The sequence below is a fragment of the Myxococcus sp. CA023 genome (genome assembly GCF_010998615.1).
GTDB lineage: Bacteria > Myxococcota > Myxococcia > Myxococcales > Myxococcaceae > Myxococcus.
Genome location: NZ_JAAEAH010000018.1, coordinates 58,448 through 76,573, shown reverse-complemented (window position 1 = coordinate 76,573; position 18,126 = coordinate 58,448). Strand labels below are relative to the sequence as shown.

Annotated in this window: 6 protein-coding genes; all 6 read left to right on the top strand. The window is 69.0% G+C overall.

All coding sequences use genetic code 11. The features are described from left to right. Positions 1–3: 3 nt before the first annotated feature. Genes F8M74_RS10440 through F8M74_RS10415 form a run of 6 tightly spaced genes read left to right on the top strand, consistent with a single transcriptional unit; the run spans position 4 to position 18,106 of the window. Entirely contained in the window at positions 4–5,562 is a 5,559-nt protein-coding gene (locus tag F8M74_RS10440) for a type I polyketide synthase (protein ID WP_141253079.1), read from the top strand. Positions 5,563–5,569: 7 nt separating this feature from the next. Then, on the top strand, positions 5,570–11,071 hold the full coding sequence (locus F8M74_RS10435) for a type I polyketide synthase (RefSeq protein ID WP_141253078.1): 5,502 nt from the start codon (positions 5,570–5,572) through the stop codon (positions 11,069–11,071). Further along, positions 11,068–15,375, top strand: a complete 4,308-nt coding sequence (locus tag F8M74_RS10430; protein ID WP_141253077.1) for a non-ribosomal peptide synthetase — start codon at positions 11,068–11,070, stop codon at positions 15,373–15,375. Before F8M74_RS10435 ends, F8M74_RS10430 begins: the two co-directional genes overlap by 4 nt. Next, complete coding sequence (locus F8M74_RS10425; protein ID WP_141253076.1) at positions 15,375–16,454, top strand: patatin-like phospholipase family protein; 1,080 nt, start codon at positions 15,375–15,377, stop codon at positions 16,452–16,454. The genes F8M74_RS10430 and F8M74_RS10425 overlap by 1 nt, the downstream gene beginning before the upstream one ends. Before the next feature lie 18 nt (positions 16,455–16,472). Then, the gene (locus F8M74_RS10420; protein ID WP_141253075.1) at positions 16,473–17,636 is read left to right on the top strand and encodes an ArsA family ATPase; all 1,164 of its coding nucleotides are present in this window, start codon (positions 16,473–16,475) and stop codon (positions 17,634–17,636) included. Then, positions 17,636–18,106 (top strand): hypothetical protein, encoded by a 471-nt coding sequence (locus F8M74_RS10415; RefSeq protein ID WP_228559686.1) that lies wholly within the window; start codon positions 17,636–17,638, stop codon positions 18,104–18,106. The genes F8M74_RS10420 and F8M74_RS10415 overlap by 1 nt, the downstream gene beginning before the upstream one ends. Positions 18,107–18,126: the final 20 nt, after the last annotated feature.

Below are 18,126 nucleotides of genomic sequence, written 5' to 3'. Positions count from 1 at the left end.
TCGATGTCAGCGCAAGGAAACGACACGAGCTACGGCGAGCTGATGAAGCGCGCGCTCCTGAAGTTGCAGGAGACGCAGTCGAAGCTCGATGCCCATGAGCAGGAAAAGCACGGGGCCATTGCCATTGTCGGCATCGGCTGCCGGTTCCCGGGGGGCGTCACCAGCCCTTCCGAATACTGGCGCCTGCTCTCCGAGGGCGTGGACACCGTCACCGAGATTCCATCCGACCGGTGGAACGCGGACAGCTTCTTCCACCCGGACCCGGACCATCCCGGTGGCATCTACACGCGCCACGGGAGCTTCCTGCGGGACATCGACCAGTTCGAACCGCGCTTCTTCGGCATCTCCCCGCGCGAGGCGGCGCGGATGGACCCGCAGCACCGGCTGTTGCTGGAGGTCGCCTGGGAGGCCGTGGAGCGTGCCGGCCGGAATCCGACGAGCCTGAGCGGGACGCGGACTGGCGTGTTCGTCGGGCTGATGGGGCAGGACTACACGCAGATTGCCACCCAGTCCCCGGAGCTCATCGACGCTCACACCGGCGCGGGGAATGGCGCGAGCGTCGCCGCGGGACGCCTGTCGTATTCCTTCGGACTCGAAGGGCCCAGCCTCACGGTCGATACCGCGTGCTCCTCGTCACTGGTCGCGGTGCACCTGGCCATCCGCAGCCTGCGTCAGCGGGAGAGCGACTTCGCGCTGGCGGGCGGGGTGAACCTGGTCCTCTCTCCCGTCGCGACGCTGATTGAGTCGCGCACGCACATGCTGTCGCCCGATGGCCGGTGCAAGACCTTCGACGCCTCGGCGAACGGCATCGGGCGAGGTGAGGGCTGTGGGCTCGTCTTCCTGCGGCGCCTGTCGGATGCGATCGCGGATGGGGACCCCATTGTCGCGGTGATTCGCGGCTCGGCGGTGAACCAGGATGGGCGGACCAGCGGGCTCACGGTGCCCAACGGGCTTGCCCAGCAGCGCGTCATCCGGGATGCGCTGCGGGACGGACAGGTGGAGCCCGCGAAGGTGGGCTACGTCGAGGCCCACGGGACGGGGACGTCGCTGGGCGACCCCATCGAGCTGGAGGCCCTCGCGTCCGTCTACTGCGCCAGGACGGGACGGCAGCAGCCGCTGATGGCCGGCTCGGTGAAGACGAACATGGGGCACCTCGAAGGTGCGTCCGGTATCGCGGGGTTGATCAAATCCGCGCTGTGCCTGGCGAACGAGGAGGTTCCGCCGCATCTCCACCTGCGCACGCCCACGCCGCATGTGGACTGGAAGCAGTTGGCCATCGAAGTGCCGACCGCGCGCCGTCCGTGGCAGGGGACGGAGTCGCGCTTCGCGGCGGTGAGCTCGTTTGGCTTCTCGGGGACGAACGCGCACGTCGTCCTGGAGTCCGCGCCACGGCCGAAGTCTCCGGTCCGGGATGTGGAACGCCCGCGTCACGTCCTGGCGCTCTCCGCGCGCTCGAACGCCAGTCTTCGCAGGCTGGCCGGGTCCATCGCGGAGGAGCTGTCGCTGTGCCCCGCGGAAGTGCTCGCGGATATCTGCCACACGGCGAACACCGGCCGGAGCGCCATGGAAGAGCGCGCGGCCTTCACGGCTTCGACCCCCGAGGAGCTGACCGAGGCGCTGCGTGCGTTCAGCCGTGGTGCGCCCACCGTCCCCGAGACCTGCGTGGAAGGCCGCCGCGACGCCGAGGCACCCCGCGTCGCGTTCCTCTTCACGGGCCAGGGCTCCCAGTACGCGGGCATGGGCCGGGAGCTGTTCGACACGCAGCCCGAGTTCCGCCGGGAACTCCTGCGCTTCGAGGGCATCCTGAAGCCGCACCTGGAACGGCCGCTCACCGAGGTGCTCTTCCAGGACACGGAAGGGGCGCTGGACGAGACGCGATACACCCAGCCCGCGCTGGTGGCGCTGGAGCTGGCGTTGGCGCACCTGCTGCGGGCTTGGGGACTGCGCGCCGACGCGGTCCTGGGCCACAGCGTGGGCGAGTACGCGGCGGCCATGTTCGCGGGCGTCCTGGAGCCCGAGGTCGGCTTGCCCCTGGTGGCCGAGCGCGCGCGGCTGATGCAGGCGCTGCCCGAGCGCGGCGCGATGCTGGCCGTGTTCGCCGAGCCGGCGCGCGTGCTGCCGCTCATCGCCGGGCATCCCCGGGTGACGGTGGCGGCCATCAATGGGCCGCGGAACACCGTCATCTCAGGAGACAGCACGGCCATCGACACCGTGGTCCAGGCGCTCGTGGAGGCGGGCATCGAGAGCCGGCGACTGAAGGTGTCACACGCGTTCCATTCCCCGCTGATGCAGCCGATGCTGGCGGAGTTCGAGCGGGCCGCGAGCCGCGCCTCCTTCCAGAAGCCGCGCCTTCCCCTCATCTCGAACCTCGACGGGCGCGAAGCAGGCGAGGCCATCACCCAGCCGGCTTACTGGTCCCGGCATGTCCTCCAGCCCGTGCGCTTCGAGGAGGGCATCCGGACGCTCCTCCAGCGCGGGGTGCGTGTGTTCCTGGAGGTGGGCCCCAAGCCTTCGCTGTCCAACCTCGCGCGAGACGTGGTGGCGGGTGAGGAGGCGCTGTGGCTGGAGACGCTTCACCCGCGCCGCTCCGACTGGGTCGGCCTGCTCCGGGCGATGTCCGAGCTGTATGTGCGCGGCGCCAGGCCGGACTGGGAGCGCTTCGATGCGGGCTATGGGCGGACCCGCAAGGTCCTGCCGACCTATCCCTTCGAGCGGCAGCGCTACTGGCTGGATGTGCCCGCACCCTGGACGCGCACGTCGCGCCGTGCGTCGACTCACCCGTTGCTGGGGACGCGTCTGGAGTCCGCCGCTTTGAAGGAGGGGACGACCGTCTTCTCCAGTGAGCTGTCGGCGGGAACCGTGCCTTTCGTGGCGGACCATCGGGTGTACGGCAAGGCGGTGGTTCCCGCCGCGGCCTACGTGGAGATGCTGGCCTCGGCGGCGGCGCAGGTGCTCGGAACGGAGTCGCTGCGGCTGGAGGACATCTCCCTGCTTCAGCCGCTGGTGCTTCCCGAACAGCAGACGCGGGTCGTCCAGACGGTGCTGGAGGACCAGGGCGAGGCGGGCCTTCTGTGCAAGGTGGTGAGCCGTGGGGATGAGCGCTCGGAGGAGGGCGGAGGCGCACGCGCGGCTTGGGTCACCCATGTGACGTGCCGGGTGTCGGCTCTGAGCGCCGTGGCCCCATCGGTGGAGCGGGAGGCGTGGCGGAGGGACTGCTCGACGCCTGTTTCCATCGATGAGCTCTCCGCCGTCTTCACGCACCATGGGCTCGACTATGGGCCGTCCCTGCGCGTGCTGACGTCGCTGCATCGGGGGACTGGGGCCGCGCTGTCATTGGGCCAGGTGGAGGACCGGAGCGGGCACTACCGCGTCCACCCGGCGCTGTTCGACGGCTGCTTGCGCACGGCGGCTGCGGTGTCGCAGCTCACGGAGGAAGACGCGCTGCACCTCCCGGTGGCCTTGCAGACGCTCGACCTGTACCGGCCACTGCCGGAACGGGTCTGGACGTATGCGACGCAGCCTCCCCGGGAGGGACAGGAGGGCTTCTCCGCGACGGACCTGACCCTGTGTGACGAAGATGGCGCGGTGGTGGCGGCCGTGTCGGGGTTCTCGGTGCGCAAGGCCGAACGCGACGTGTTGCTGCGCGGGCTCGACAACGACTTCCAGGACTGGCTGTACCGACTCAACTGGGTACCGCGTGATGTTCCGGAGGAAGCCCGCTCCGCGATTCCACATTGGGCCGTCTTCACCAACGAGGACGACTTCTCCTCGGACCTGCTGCAGGTGCTTTCGCAGCGGGGCGAGCGCTGCACCTTGGTTCGCAAGGGGGCGTCGTTCAGCAGCGCGTCAGAGGGCTTCCGCATCAATCCCGCCAGCCCGGAGGACCATGCGCGGCTGGTCGAGGCGTGGGCGAATCAGCCGCCCACGGGGCTGCTGTACCTCTGGGGACTCGATGGGAGGGGGCAGGCGGATGACGCACGCTACTGGCTCGACGCGGCTCAGGAGTCGGGGTGCCTGGGCGCGTTGCGGCTGACGCAGGCCCTGTCGCATGGGCAGGGAACGCCGCCCCGGCTGGTGCTGGTGACGCGGGGCACGCAAAGCCTGCCCACGGACACGCACGGTGCGCGCGTCGCGCAGGCGCCGCTGTGGGGCTTCGGACAGGCCGTGGCGACGGAGTTGCCCGAACTGCGGTGCCTCCGCATCGACCTGCCCGCGGAGCCCCGGTCCGAAGACCTGGGCACGTTCGTACAGGCGCTCGCGCTGCCCGATGGGGAGGCTGGCGCGGCCATTCGTGGTGGAGGTCTCTACACCCCCCGGCTCGAGCGGGCCCGTTCACGGACGGTCGCTGCGAAGAAGGTGTCCATCGTCGCGGAGGCCACCTATCTCGTCGCGGGAGGTCTGGGTGGACTTGGCCTGCGTGCCGCAAGCTGGCTGGCGGCGCAGGGTGCGCGGCACCTGGTCCTGATGGGACGCAGCGCGCCGTCTCCTGAATCCCGCGCCCAGCTCGATGCGCTCGAGGGCCAGGGCGTGAAGGTGCGGGTCGCGCGGGTGGACATCGCGTCTCACGACGCCATGGCGGACCTCTTCGCGAGCCTGCGCGACGCCCCGCCTGTGCGCGGCATCATCCATTCGGCGGGCGTCCTCCGCGACGGAACGCTCGCCAACCAGACGTCCGAGCAGTTCCGGGAGGTGCTGGCCCCCAAGCTTCAGGGTGCGTGGAACCTCCATGCGCTCAGCCGGGGCATGGCGCTGGATTTCTTCGTCTGCTTCTCGTCCGCCGCCTCGCTCATCGGTTCACCGGGTCAGTCGAACTACGTCGCCGCGAATGCCTTCCTCGATGCGTTGGTCCATCTGCGCCACGCGGAGGGGCTGCCCGCGCTGACGCTCAACTGGGGCTCGTGGGCGGAGACGGGCATGGCGGCGCGGCTGGAGCGGGCGGCCTCCACGCGGCCGGGGGCGCAGGGCTTCGGCGCCATTCCGGTCCAGCAGGGCTTCAGCGTGCTGGAGCGGCTCATCGGGAGCACACAGGTCCAGTGGGGCGTCTTCCCCGTGGACTGGACGCGGCTGGCGGAGCAACTGCCAGGGCTCGCGCGGCAGGCGCTCGTTCAGGGCTTGCTGGGGAGCGTGCCACAGCGGGTGCAAGCGCCGGCCTTCCGCGCGCAGTTGGACGCGGCGCCGCCGAATCGCAAGGCGGAGCTGCTGCGTCAGCACGTCGCGGGGCAGGTGTCCGCGACGTTGGGCATGCCGGAGTCGGAGCGGCTGTCCGGAAACGAGCGCCTGTTCGAACTGGGCGTCGATTCGCTGCTGGCCATCGAAATCAAGAACCGGCTCGCGAGCAGCCTCGGGCGAAGCCTGCGTTCGACGCTGATTTTCGACTTCCCCACCGTGAACGGACTCGTCGCGCACCTGACCGACGAGCTGGGGCTGGGGACAGAGGCACAGAAGAAGCAGGAAGCATCGCGGGAGGCGCAGGGCGCGCTCTCCGCGGAGATTCAAGGGCTGTCGGAGCAGGAGCTGACGTCCCTCATCGACCAGGAGCTGGAGAGCGCGCTCACCAGATGAGACCCTGATGGCGAAACTATCCACACGCATTTCTGAATTGCCTGTCGTCAAGCTCGCGTACCTCGCGAGCCAGCTGCGCTCGAAGAAGGAGCTGCTGGCGGCCGAGCCCATCGCCGTGGTGGGCATGTCCTGTCGCTTCCCCGGTGGAGGTGACCTGCCAGAGACGTTCTGGGAGCTGCTCGCCGAAGGCCGCGACGCGACACGAGAGGTGCCTGCCTCACGCTGGGACGTCGACGCGTTCTACGACCCCACGCCCGGTGTCCCGGGAAAGATGTACACGCGCCGAGGCTCGTTCATCGACGGCGTCGACCTGTTCGACCCTGGCTTCTTCGGCATCACGCCACGTGACGCCAAGGGCATGGACCCGCAGCAGCGCATGCTGCTGGAGGAGTGCTGGCGAGCCCTGGAGCGCGCCGGCATTCCGCCCGCCGGCCTCACTGGGAGCCGCACCGGCATCTTCCTGGGGCTGATGCACAACGACTACAACCTGCTGGGCATCGCCGAGAACATGGAGTTCCACTCGGCGTCGCTCAACTACCCGTCCGTCGCCGCGGGACGCATCTCCCACACGCTGGGCCTTCAGGGGCCCGCGGTCTCCGTGGATACGGCGTGCTCGTCGTCCGCCGTCGCCATCCACCTGGCCTGTCAGAGCCTCCGCAACGACGAGAGCGACCTCGCGCTCGCCGCGGGCGCGAACCTGAACCTCTCTCCCGTCACGGTGATGGTGGAGTGCCAGAACCGCATGCTGGCGGCGGATGGCCGCTGCAAGACGTTCGACGCGTCCGCGGACGGCTTCGGGCGCGGCGAGGGCTGTGGCGTCGTCGTACTCAAGCGCCTGTCGGACGCGCTGGCCAAGGGCGATGCCATCCTCGGCGTCATTCGGGGCTCGGCTGTCACACATGACGGCCGCAGCAGCGGGATGATGGTGCCGAACGGGCGCTCGCAGGAGCGCGTCATCCGGGCGGCGCTGGACAGCTGTGGCGTGGAGCCGGACCAGGTGGGCTACATCGAGGCCCACGGGACGGGGACGCTGCTCGGCGACCCCATCGAGATGGAGGCGTTGCGGTCCGTCTTCGGGCGCAAGGGCGCTCGCGGTGAGCCGCTGTACGTCGGCTCGGTGAAGACGAACATCGGCCACCTGGAGGCCGCCGCTGGTATCGCGGGGCTCATCAAGGTCCTGCTCGCGTTGCAGAACGAGGCCATCCCCGCGCACCTCAACTTCGAGCGGCCCAATCCGAACATCCGCTGGGACGACCTGCCCGTCACCATCCCCACGGCCACCCAGCCCTGGCTGCGCGGTGACAAGCGCCGCATCGCCGGAGTCAGCAGCTTCGGCTTCAGTGGCACCAACGTGCACATGGTGGTGGAGGAGGCCCCCGTGCTGGCGCGCCCCCGCGTGGATGCGGAGCGCCCGGCCCATGTGCTGACGCTGTCGGCGAAGAGCGAAGCCGCGCTCGAAGCGCTCATGGAAGCGCAGGAGCGCGCCTTGCCAGAGGACCCTGCGGCGCTGGGAGACTGGTGCTACACGGCGAACACGGGCCGCTCCCAGTTCGAGCACCGTGCCGCCGTCTCGGGCGCGACCACCGCGGAGCTGCGCGCGAACCTGACGCGGCTGCGCGAAGAGAAGCTGCGTCCGGCACGCGAACCCCTGCGCGGAACGGAGAGCCCCCGGCCTGTCTTCCTCTTCACGGGGCAGGGCGCGCTTCGCCCTGGAGTGGGGCGCGAACTCTTCGAGACGCAGCCGGTGTTCCGCGCCGCGCTGGAGCGGTGCTCGAAGGCGCTGGAGGGCCTGCTCGATTGCAGCCTCGAAGCGCTCCTCTTCGGTGAATCTTCCGCGACGCTCCTGGAGGACACGCGCCATGCGCAGCCCGCGCTGGTGGCCCTGGAGTATGCGCTGGCGGAGCTGTGGGGTGCCTGGGGCGTCACGCCAGCGGCGCTCATCGGGCACAGCCTGGGTGAGTATGCCGCGGCTGCCGTCGCGGGGGTGTTCAGCATCGAGGATGCGCTGCGCCTGGTCGTGACGCGCGCGCGGCTCATCGGCGAATTGCTGGGCCCTGGCGCGATGCTGGCGGTCTCCGCTTCGCTCGAAACGGTGAACCGGGCCCTTGCGCCGCACGCCGGAAAGGTCTCCCTGGCGGCGGTCAACGGCCCCGATGACGTGGTCGTCTCAGGGGCGCCCGATGCCATCACCGAGGTGGAGCAGGCCCTGACGAGCCAGGGCGTCCAGACGAAGCGTCTGCGGATGTCCTACGCGTTCCACTCCGCGCAGATGGAGCCCGTGCTGAAGCCGTTCGCCGAGTCCTTCCGAGGGCTCACGCTGGCGGCACCGCGCATCCCGCTGGTGTCCACGCTGGAGGGGCGGCGTGTCGGCGACGAAATCACCCGGCCAGACTACTGGTACCGTCAAATCCGAGAGCCCGTCGCCTTCGCCAAGGCGCTGGAGCTGTCGCGCGAGGAAGGTCACCGGACCTATCTGGAGCTGGGGCCAGCGCCCATCCTGGCTGGCATCGGCCGCAGGACCTTCCAGTCGGAAGACCTGTGCTGGCTTCCCAGCCTGCGTCCGTCCGCTGGAGAGACGGCGCAGCTGCTCTCCAGCGTGGCGGAGCTGTACATGCGCGGCTTCGACGTGGATTGGGCCGCGTTCGATGCGCCGTTCGAGCGGCGCCCGCGCTGCTTGCCGACGCATCCCTTCCAGCGTGAGCGCTACTGGATGGACTTGCGAAGCCCCGAGAAGCACCGCGGCCATGTGGCGCGTGACGATGCCGCACGAGGCGAGGCGCACTCCCTGCCGGGGACACCGCTGTCGCTCGCGGGTTCGAAGGAGTCACGGTTCGCGGCCCGGCTGAGCAGGCACGAGCCCGCCTTCATCGAGGAGCATCGTGTGCTGGGCAACCCGGTGTTGCCGGCCGCTTGCTACGTCGAGATGGCGCTCGGCGCCGCGCACCACGCGACCTCGGGTGGGAGCCCCCTGGAACTCACGTCCATCGAGCTGGAGCGGGCGTTGGTCTTCGCGGAGGGACAGTCACAAAACGTCCAGACGGTGCTGACACCCGAGGAGCAGGGCTCCCGCTTCGAAATCTTCGGGCAGGAGACAGGGGCCGCGGACCGGAACTGGGCCCGGTTGGCGCAAGGTCGAATCACCGAAGGCCGCACGCACCCGGAGAACGTGGCCCTGGAGTCGGGGCTGTTGCAGTCGTTCCCGCGGCAGGGCTCCGTCAGCGCGCACTACGACATGATGGCGCGTGGTGGGTTGGAGTACGGCCCCTCGTTCCGAGGCATCGATGCGCTGCGGTTCGGTGGGGACGGATGCCTCGCCCACGTGCGGCTGCCCGATGAACTCGTCATCGGTCTCGGGGATTACTGGCTGCATCCGTTGCTGCTCGACGCGTGCTTCCAGACGGCGGCGGCGGCGTTCACGGACGGCGGCGCGCAGGTGGCGGGAGAAGGGCAGGGGCGCATTCCGGTCGCCATCGAGCGGCTGCGCTGGTTCAAGCGACCCGGGAGCAGCATCTGGGTGCACGCCCGAACCGGTGCACGCACGTCGCTCTCCGACGGACTGGTGAGCGCCGACCTCCGCATCCTGGACGAGGACGGCGCCGTCGTCGCCGAGGTGGAAGGCCTGCTGCTGAAGCAGGTCGACCGCCGCGCGTTCCAGGCGGCCTTCTCCGGGGCGATGCAGGAACTCCTCTTCGAGCTGGCGTGGCGGGAGCAGCCCGTGCCCACCGCGCGTGACCAGGTGGCTTCGCAGTCCGGGGCCTGGCTGTTGCTGGTGGACTCGGACCGCGTCGCGGACGAAATCAAGGCGTTGGCGCGGCAACGTGCCTGGACTTGCGTGGTGGCCACGCCCGGTGCGTCCTACGAACGCATCGACGCAACCCACTATCGGCTCAACCCCCATGACGCTGCCGGCTTTGACCGGCTGCTCCAGGACGTCTCCTCCGCGGGCTCGGCGCTGGCGGCAGTGGCCTTCCTGTGGGGGCTCGGTGACCGTTCTCCAGAAGCCCTCTCCGGCGCAGTGCCGTCGAGCACCGTGGGCGCGCTTCACCTCGTGAAATCGATGGCGCGTACCAGCTGGGCGCAGCCGCCTGCTCTGTGGATGGTGACGGAGTGCGCGGTGGCCGCCACGCCCACGGATGCGGTGGAGGGCTTCGCTCAGGCCTCGCTCTGGGGCTTCGGCCGCGCGGTGGCCATCGAGCACACGGAGCTCGCGTGCCGCATGGTGGACCTGGAGCCGGGCTCCGAATCGCTGGAGCGGTTGTTCCACCTCATGGCGCAGCCGCCGCAGGAGAACGTCATGGCCCTGCGCGGCGGCCGGCTCCTGGGCGCGCGCCTCGTGCGTCCTGGCAAGCCACCTGAACGCGCAGCCCCCGTGCGTATCCAACCGGATGGCGTCTACCTCGTCACGGGAGGCCTGGGGGCGCTGGGACTCGCGACGGCGGAGTGGCTGGCGGGGGCCGGGGCGCGGCACCTGCTGCTGGTGGGCCGGAGTGCGCCCACGGACGCGGCGAACGCTCGGCTCGCGGCGCTGACCTCGCGGGGCGTCAACGTCACCGTCGCGCGCGCGGATGTCTCGCGTCAGGAGGACGTGCAGCGACTGGTGGCGAGCGTGTCCGAGCGGGGGCAGTCCCTGCGGGGCATCATCCACACGGCGGGCATGCTGGAGGATGGCGTCATCCTGCACCAGGAGGCGGAGCGCTTCTCGCGCGTGTTCGCGCCCAAGGTGCAGGGCGCGTTGAACCTGCACCGCGCCACGGTCGGGATGTCGCTGGACCTCTTCGTCATGTACTCGTCCGCGGCCTCGCTGGTGGGCGTGGCGGGACAGTCCAACTACGTGGCGGCGAACAGTGTCCTCGATTCACTGGCACACCACCGGAATCGCCAGGGACTGCCAGCCCTCAGCATCAACTGGGGACGGTGGTCGGGCGCGGGCATGGCCGCCAAGAGCGCGGACCGGTCGGAAGCGTCGGATGCCACCAGCCTCTCACCCGAAGTGGCGCTGCAGGTCTTCGAACAGCTGCTGGAGCAGGGGGCCGTGCAGGTGGGCGTCGTGCCCTTCAGCGTCTCCTCGCTGGAGGCGGGGCCTTCGCCCGGCCACGGCCCCTTGTTCTCCGAGCTGATGCTCCGTGAGCAGGCCCGGTCCGCGGGCGCTTCACGGATGCATGAGCTGATGGACGAGCTGAAGCGGGCGGACGCTGAGCGCCGGCGCGCGTTGCTGACGCGGTACGTGCAGAGCCGTCTGGGGCCCTTGCTGGGCTTCGCTCCGGACCACGAGGTCCTCCAGAAGAAGATTTCCCTGAACGAGATGGGGCTCGATTCGCTGCGCGCGGTCGAGCTGAAGAACCGCATTGGCCGTGAGCTGGGGGTGGACCTGCTCATGGCGCGGTTCATCGACGGCACCACGCTCGACGGGATTGTGGATGTGCTGAGCACCCAGCTCGAGCTCAAGGAGCTGCTCGCGCGTGCTCCCGCGGCGGAGGCCGCAGCCGACATCGAGGAGTTGACGGTATGAACATGGGGGAACTGCTCGCCGAGCTGAATCGGCGAGGACTGGAAGTCCGGGTGGAAGGCGACGCGCTGAGGCTTCGCGGACCGAAAGGCGCCGCCGGCCCGGAGCTTCGGCAGTCATTGGCGGAACACAAACCCGAGCTGCTCAAGCTCCTGCGTGCCCATGACCAGGGCCAGGAGGAGGCGCCCATCGTCCCGGTCCAACGCATCGGGCCCGCGCCGCTCTCCTACGGACAGACGCGGTTGTGGTTCCTCGACCGCTTGGAGCCCGGGAGCACCGCCTACAACCTCATGTTGGCGTTGCAGGTCGAAGGGCACCTCGACGTGGAAATCCTGAAGCGCTGCTTCACCGAGGTCATCCGCCGCCACGAGGTGCTGCGCACGCGTTACGCCGAGCACGCGGGCGTCCCAGTCCAGATTGTCGACCCGGAGCCCCGGTTCGACTTCCGCGTGCTCGACGAGCGCGAGGTGCTGGCCTCCGAACCCGCGGGCGTGGAGGCCTTCCTCCAGCGTGAGGGCAAGCGGCCCTTCGACCTGTCCACAGGCCCCGTGATGCGTGTGCTCATCATCGAGCGGGGCCCCCAGGGGCAATACCTCCAGCTCTGCCTGCACCACATCGCGGCGGACGTGTGGGCGCAGGCCATCCTCGTCCGTGAAATCGTGACGTTGTATGGCGCCTTCGCCGGCGGCCAACCCTCACCGTTGCCGCCCCTGACGCTCCAGTACTCCGACTTCGCTGTATGGCAGCGGGAGTACCTCCAGGGCGAGGTGCGCCAGAAGCTGGTGGACTACTGGCGCAACAAGCTGGATGGGGCGCCTCCGCTGCTCGAGCTTCCCACGGACCATCCGCGCCCCAAGGTGCAGTCGAACCGAGGCGGAGAGGTGCGCTTCGAAGTGGGGCCCCAGCTCACCGCGGCCTTGAAGGCGCAGAGCCACGCGGCCCGCACCACACCCTTCGTGGGGATGCTGAGCGCGTTCTTCGTGCTCCTGCACCGCCTCACGGGCCGTGAGGACCTGGTCCTGGGCGCGAACTCCATCAACCGGACGCGCACGGAGCTGGAGCCGTTGGTGGGCTTCTTCGTGGACAACCTGGTGATGCGGGTGGACCTCGGTGGCGGCCCGGGGTTCGCCACGGTGCTGGAGCGCGTGCGTGAGACGGTGCTCGAGGCCTTCGCTCACCAGGACCTGCCCTTCGACCTGCTCGTGGAGGAGCTGAGGCCCGCGCGCAGCCTGGGCTTCAACCCGCTGTTCCAGGTTGTCTTTGCTTGGGTCCGCGCTTCCGGCGAGGCCCAGGACGAGACGGGCCTCCGCATGCGGCCGCTCGAGTTCGAGGCGGAATCATCGCGCTTCGACCTCAACCTCTTCGTGGATGACCACGGCGACCGGTTGTCGGCGCGGATGGTGTTCAACCGCGACCTCTTCGAGCAGGGCACCATCCAGCACTACGTGGACTGCTTCCAGGTGCTGCTCGAAGGGCTCGTGGCCGAGCCCCAGCGTCCGGTGGGCGAGCTGCCCGTGCTCCCCGCGGATGTCCGCGAGCGCGTGCTCCGGCAGTGGAACGACACGGGGACGCCGGAGGCGGAAGGCGCGTGCCTCCATGCGCTCATCGAAGCCCAGGCGCTGCGCACGCCGGATGCGGTGGCCGTCGTCGTGGACGACTGGGAGCTGACCTACGGCGAGCTCGACCAGCTCAGCGACCGGGTCGCAGCGTCACTCCAGGATTTGGACGTGGGACCGGAGGTGGTGGTCGGCGTCTACCTGGACCGTTCGGCGGAGCTCATCGTGAGCCTGCTGGCGGTGATGAAGGCAGGGGGCGCGTTCCTCGCGCTCGATGCAGACGAGCCCGCGGACCGGCTCCGCCACATCGTCGCGGATGCCCGGCCCCGGGTGGTGATCTCCTCCACGAAGCTGTCCGAGCGCCTCTGGGGCATGGGGGGTTTCGTCACTCTCCATGTGGACGAAGGCTACCGGGACATGCCCGCCGCGCCCGGCCAGCAGCTCCGTCGCGACGGCCTCCCGGACCAGTTGGCCTACATCCTCTACACGTCGGGTTCGACGGGCCGGCCCAAGGGCACGGAAATCACGCACCGGAGCATCGTCAACTACCTGCGCTGGAGTGTGGACGCGTACCGGCTTCGCGAAGGGACGGGGAGCCCGGTGATTGGCTCCGTCAGCTTCGACGGCACGTTGACGAGCCTCTTCGCGCCGCTGCTGGCGGGCCGCGCGCTGTTCCTCGTGCCGCGCGGCCACGAAATCGACCAGCTGACGTCCCGGGACTACCCCGAGCAGGGCTTCAGCTTCGTCAAGATGACGCCGTCGCACCTGCGGGCCTTCAACGGCCTGGGGCGCACGCGCGAGGTGCTCGGCCGCACCCATGCGGTGGTGCTGGGCGGAGAAGGGCTGCACGGCGTGGACCTGGCCGCGTGGAGGGAGCAGGGCATCCCCACGCGCGTCATCAACGAGTACGGCCCCACCGAGGCCGCGGTGGCGTGCTGCTTCGAGACGCTGCTCCCGGATGGCACACCACCCCCGGAGCGGGTGCCCATTGGCCGGCCCATCCCGCACATGCGGTTGTACATCCTGGACCGGTACCTCCAGCCCGTGCCCGTCGGCGTACCCGGCGAGCTGTACATCGGCGGCGTCGGACTGGCCCGAGGCTACCTGCGCCGGCCGGACCTGACGGCGGAGCGCTTCGTCCCCAATCCCTTCGACGTGGGCACGGAGGGATCGCGGCTCTACCGCACGGGGGACCACGCCCGGTACCTCTCCGACGGACGTATCGAATACCTGGGCCGTCAGGACGACCAGCTCAAGATTCGTGGTCACCGCGTCGAGTCGGGAGAGGTGGAGGCCGCGCTGGGCCGTCATCCCGACGTCGTCCAGGCCGCGGTGCTCCTGCAGCGTCTCCCCAGCGGGGCGCCGCGCCTGGTGGCCTACGTGCAGCCCCAGTCGATGGAGAACGGTGACCTGCGGGCCGAGCTGCGCAAGGCCCTGCGTGAGGTGCTGCCCGAGTACATGATGCCGGAGGTCATCGCGGTCCTCCCTGAGCTGCCGCTGACGCCCAGCGGGAAGATTGATCGCAAGGCGCTCCCTCCCGTGGCGTCCGAGGCCCCCGTCGCCAGCGCGCTGGCCCGCACGGAGGCTCGGACCGAGACGGAGCGGCAGCTCCAGGCGCTGTTCGGCGAACTCCTGGGCCTGAGCTCCGTGGCCCCCACCGACAGCTTCTTCGAACTGGGAGGCCACTCGCTCCTCGCCGTCACGCTCATCTCGCGCATCTCCGCGAAGCTGGGCATCGAGGTGCCCCTCAACGAGGTGTTCGACCGGCCCTCCGTGGAGGCCCTGGCGCAATGGGTTGACGAACACTCCAGCAAGGTCACCGCGTTGATTCGCCAGCTGCCCGCCTGTGTGGTGGCGCTGAAGCCCTTGGGTCACAAGCCGCCGCTGTTCCTCGCCCCGCCGTCCGCTGGCAGCCCGGCCGTCTACGTCACCCTGGCCCGCCACCTGGACGCGGAGCAGCCCGTGTTCGGCTTCCAGATGCCCGGCGTCATGGACGACCAGCGGCCACCGGAGACCATCGAGGACACCGCCGCGCTGTATGTGGCGGCCCTGCGGAAGGTCCAGCCGCGCGGGCCGTACCGGATCGCGGGCTGGTCCTACGGAGGGCTCGTCGTCTGTGAAATGGCGCGGCAGCTCGAAGCGCTCGGGGAACAGGTGGCGCTGCTCGGCTTGATTGACGGCGCGGCGCTGGACCGGCTGGCCGGGCACGACGGTACCCCGCAGGAGATTCCCGCGGGCTCCCAGCTCATCAAGGTGCTGGGGGAGGCCCAGATGCCGCGGGACTACGCCAGCCTGAGATTGATAGGCGAATGGATGGGAATCAGCCTGCCCGAGGCATGGGCAGACCTGCTTCGTCGGGATACAGATGGGCAGTATTCATACCTGTGGCGTTTCTTGCGAGACAGCGCGCTGACGGCCCGGAATTTCCTGGCAACACGCCGCTCGGAGCAACTCTATACGTTCTCTTCGTATGGAGGCTCCGCCACACTTTTCAGGACGGGTCCGGTGACGATTGGCGGCGATCCGCTCGTCGACAGTGTGCGCAGATTCGCGCTCGCGGGGACGGAAGTGATACCGGTTCCAGGCAATCACATGACGCTCATCATGGATGAACGGAATGTCGCCGTGCTTGCAATTGAAATACAGAAATGTCTGGATAGGTTTTTGACGCTCCCGCCAATCGCAGAAATGTCTCGGGCGGAAATGCCAGCAACGGGGCTGGCTGCGCAGCTCCCCATGGAGGTCATGTAATGCCGCACCGAGTCCTTGCAATGGATGGTACGTCTATTTCCGGTGGTGAGGGGTATGTCACCGCGGGCTTGCTCAAGTCGTTGAAGGAGACGCTGACCAGCCGCGGAGGCGGGCAGAGCCTGCTGAACGACGTGGAGCTGTTCTCCGGCACGTCCGCGGGTTCCTTCAACGCCGCGTTCTTCGCCACCTACGAGAACCCCGATGACGCCTTCCCCAAGATCCTCGACTTCTGGGGTGAGGTCGTCCAGATGAACCGCAAGGCGGTGTCACTGGGGCGGACCGCCATGGCGCTGACGGGCAACGCCGCGCTGCTCGACTCCAGCTACATGCGCGACTTCTTCTGCAGCTACTTCGGCGCCACGTTGCGCCTGGGAGACCTGAAGCGGAAGGTGGCGCTGCCGTCCTTCCAGCTCGACGGCCACCGCAAGTCGCTGCGGACCTGGAAGGCCAAGGTCTTCCACAACACGGGGCCGGACAACGACTCCGACCACAACGAGCTGGTGGTGGACGTGCTGATGCGCAGCGGTTCGCCTCCGCTCTCCTATCCCGTCTACCAGGGCATCCGGGAGCAGGGCAGCGGCTACGTCGACGGCGGCATCTTCGCCAACAACCCGTCGCTGGTGGCGCTGGCGCAGATCATCAACAACATCACCCGCAAGAGCCGCTCGGAGAAGGTGGAGACGCTGGAGACGGAGCCGCCCGACCTGACGAACATCCTGATGATGTCGGTGGGCAACGGCTGCATGTCGTCGTACCTCACGCCGCACTTCTGTAAGGGCGTGGCCAACTGGGGCTTCTCCAAGTGGCTGCTGGACTTCCACGACCCCATGGTGCTCGTGAAGATGATGCTGGAGGCCGGCTCGGACGCGGCGGACTACCAGTGCCGCATGATTCTTCGGAAGAAGTACTTCCGGCTGAATCCCGTGGTGGATCAGACGCTCTCGGCGGCGAACCTCAAGCAGGTGGAGTCCACTGTCCAGAGCCTGCTGAGCACCCAGTCCACCGTCTCGCAGCTCAACCGTGCGCAGACGTGGCTCGGGAAGTCGGGCTGGATGTCTGACGCGGCCAAGGCGGCCTAGCGCGAGAGGTGGATTGAGATGGCCAGGATCATTCTTGTCTCCGGTACCGGCGGTTCCGGGAAGACCACGGTGGCGGCCGCGACAGCGCTCGCGGCTTCCCGCCGGGGTCTCCGGACCTTGGTGCTTTCGTTCGACCTGTCCCGCGGCCTCAGCGCCGCCATGGGCGTCGAGAGTCCGCTCTTCTCCGGCCCCCGGGGTGTTCCCGTGGGCGTCAACGACCACCTGTCCTTCCACGAGGTGGACGTTGGCGAAGAGCTCCGCCGGGGATGGAACGGGGGCCAGGGAGGACTGGCCGCGCTCGTGGATGGCGGGCCGGAGCGCGTGAACGCGGAGGAGGTGGCGATGACGGCCGAGGCGGCCCACATCGTCATGCTCCTCCGGCTGGGCGAGTACCTCCGCGAGCAGCAGCACGACCTCGTCATCGTGGATTGCCCGTCCACCAGCTCGGCCCTGCAGTTGCTCAACACCGTGCCGGCGATGAGCTGGTACACACGCAAGCAGCAGACGCCCACGCATCAGGGGCGCAAGGCACGCCTGCTGGCGGCGAGCCTCCACGGCGCGGACGCGAGCCTGGAGGTTCGCGACCGGCTGAACGCCGTGGACGCGCTGCTGCACGACCCGGAGGTGACGACCCTCCGGCTGGTGACCACCGCGGACACGGTGTCCGGACAGGAGGCGCAGCGGGCGTACACGTACTTCAGCCTGCTCGGCCTCGCGGTGGACTGCGTCGTCATCAACCGACTCGCACCGGAAGCCGCCGACGCCGGCTCCGACCGGGGGCGGGCGCAGCAGCCACTCGTCGAGAAGCTCCAGAGCGCCTTTTCGTCGCTGCTGGTGTTGAAGGTCCCGCACCAGGCCACGGAGATGGTGGGGGAGAAGCCGCTGGAGGTCTTCGCGGAGCAGCTCTACCAGGGAGAGGACCCCGTCCGTCTCACGGCCCCGCAGCCTGCCCTGGGCATCCGCAAGGACGCAGTGGATGCGTACTCGCTGGAGGTGCGGCTCCCCTTCGTGGCGAAGAGCGATGTCGAGCTCTCCCGCCGCGGCGCGGAGTTCGTCATCCAGGTCGGGGCCGTCCGGCGCAACGTCGTGTTGCCTCGGATGATTGCACTCCTCCCGACGTCGGGTGCCCGCATGGAGGGTGACCGGCTCATCGTGAGTTTCCAAAAAGAAAGAGGTGTTTGATGTCCACGCAAGATGATCGTTATCCGCAGGGTTCCTTTGGCGCTTCGCCGGAGTACGGCGCTCGGTTCGCCGAGCTCACCAACGCCCTGATTCCGGGCGGGCGAGGCCTGGTGCAGCAGCTCTTCCGCGCGAAGCAGGAGGCGCTCAAGGGCGTCGCGCACATCCTCGAAGCGCAGATTCACGAGCTGCAGCACATCGACGCGGCCATCGAGGGCCAGGCGAAGCAGGCGCACGCGGCTCCGGCGGCGGGCCAGCCGCACCGGTCCGGGGTGTCGTTTGGCGACGTGCTCCAGAAGGCGGGGGACCTGATCCTCGCGAAGCGGCCGAAGGGGACGACGGGTTCCGATGCGGGCGCCCGGCCCAGTGACCGCCGTGAGCCTCCGGCGAGCGCTACCTCTCCGGATTCAAGCAGCCCGGCCGCTGCGTCCAGCTCCGCGCCGGAACCGTTGGAAAAGATCTCAATCAGCTAGTCGAAGCGAAAGGGGTGGGC

What these genes read in the sequence shown, in the direction of transcription:
- F8M74_RS10440 (WP_141253079.1), top strand. Translation starts at nt 4, where the DNA reads ATGTCAGCGCAAGGAAACGACACGAGCTACGGCGAGCTGATGAAGCGC.
- F8M74_RS10435 (WP_141253078.1), top strand. Translation starts at nt 5,570, where the DNA reads ATGGCGAAACTATCCACACGCATTTCTGAATTGCCTGTCGTCAAGCTC.
- F8M74_RS10430 (WP_141253077.1), top strand. Translation starts at nt 11,068, where the DNA reads ATGAACATGGGGGAACTGCTCGCCGAGCTGAATCGGCGAGGACTGGAA.
- F8M74_RS10425 (WP_141253076.1), top strand. Translation starts at nt 15,375, where the DNA reads ATGCCGCACCGAGTCCTTGCAATGGATGGTACGTCTATTTCCGGTGGT.
- F8M74_RS10420 (WP_141253075.1), top strand. Translation starts at nt 16,473, where the DNA reads ATGGCCAGGATCATTCTTGTCTCCGGTACCGGCGGTTCCGGGAAGACC.
- F8M74_RS10415 (WP_228559686.1), top strand. Translation starts at nt 17,636, where the DNA reads ATGTCCACGCAAGATGATCGTTATCCGCAGGGTTCCTTTGGCGCTTCG.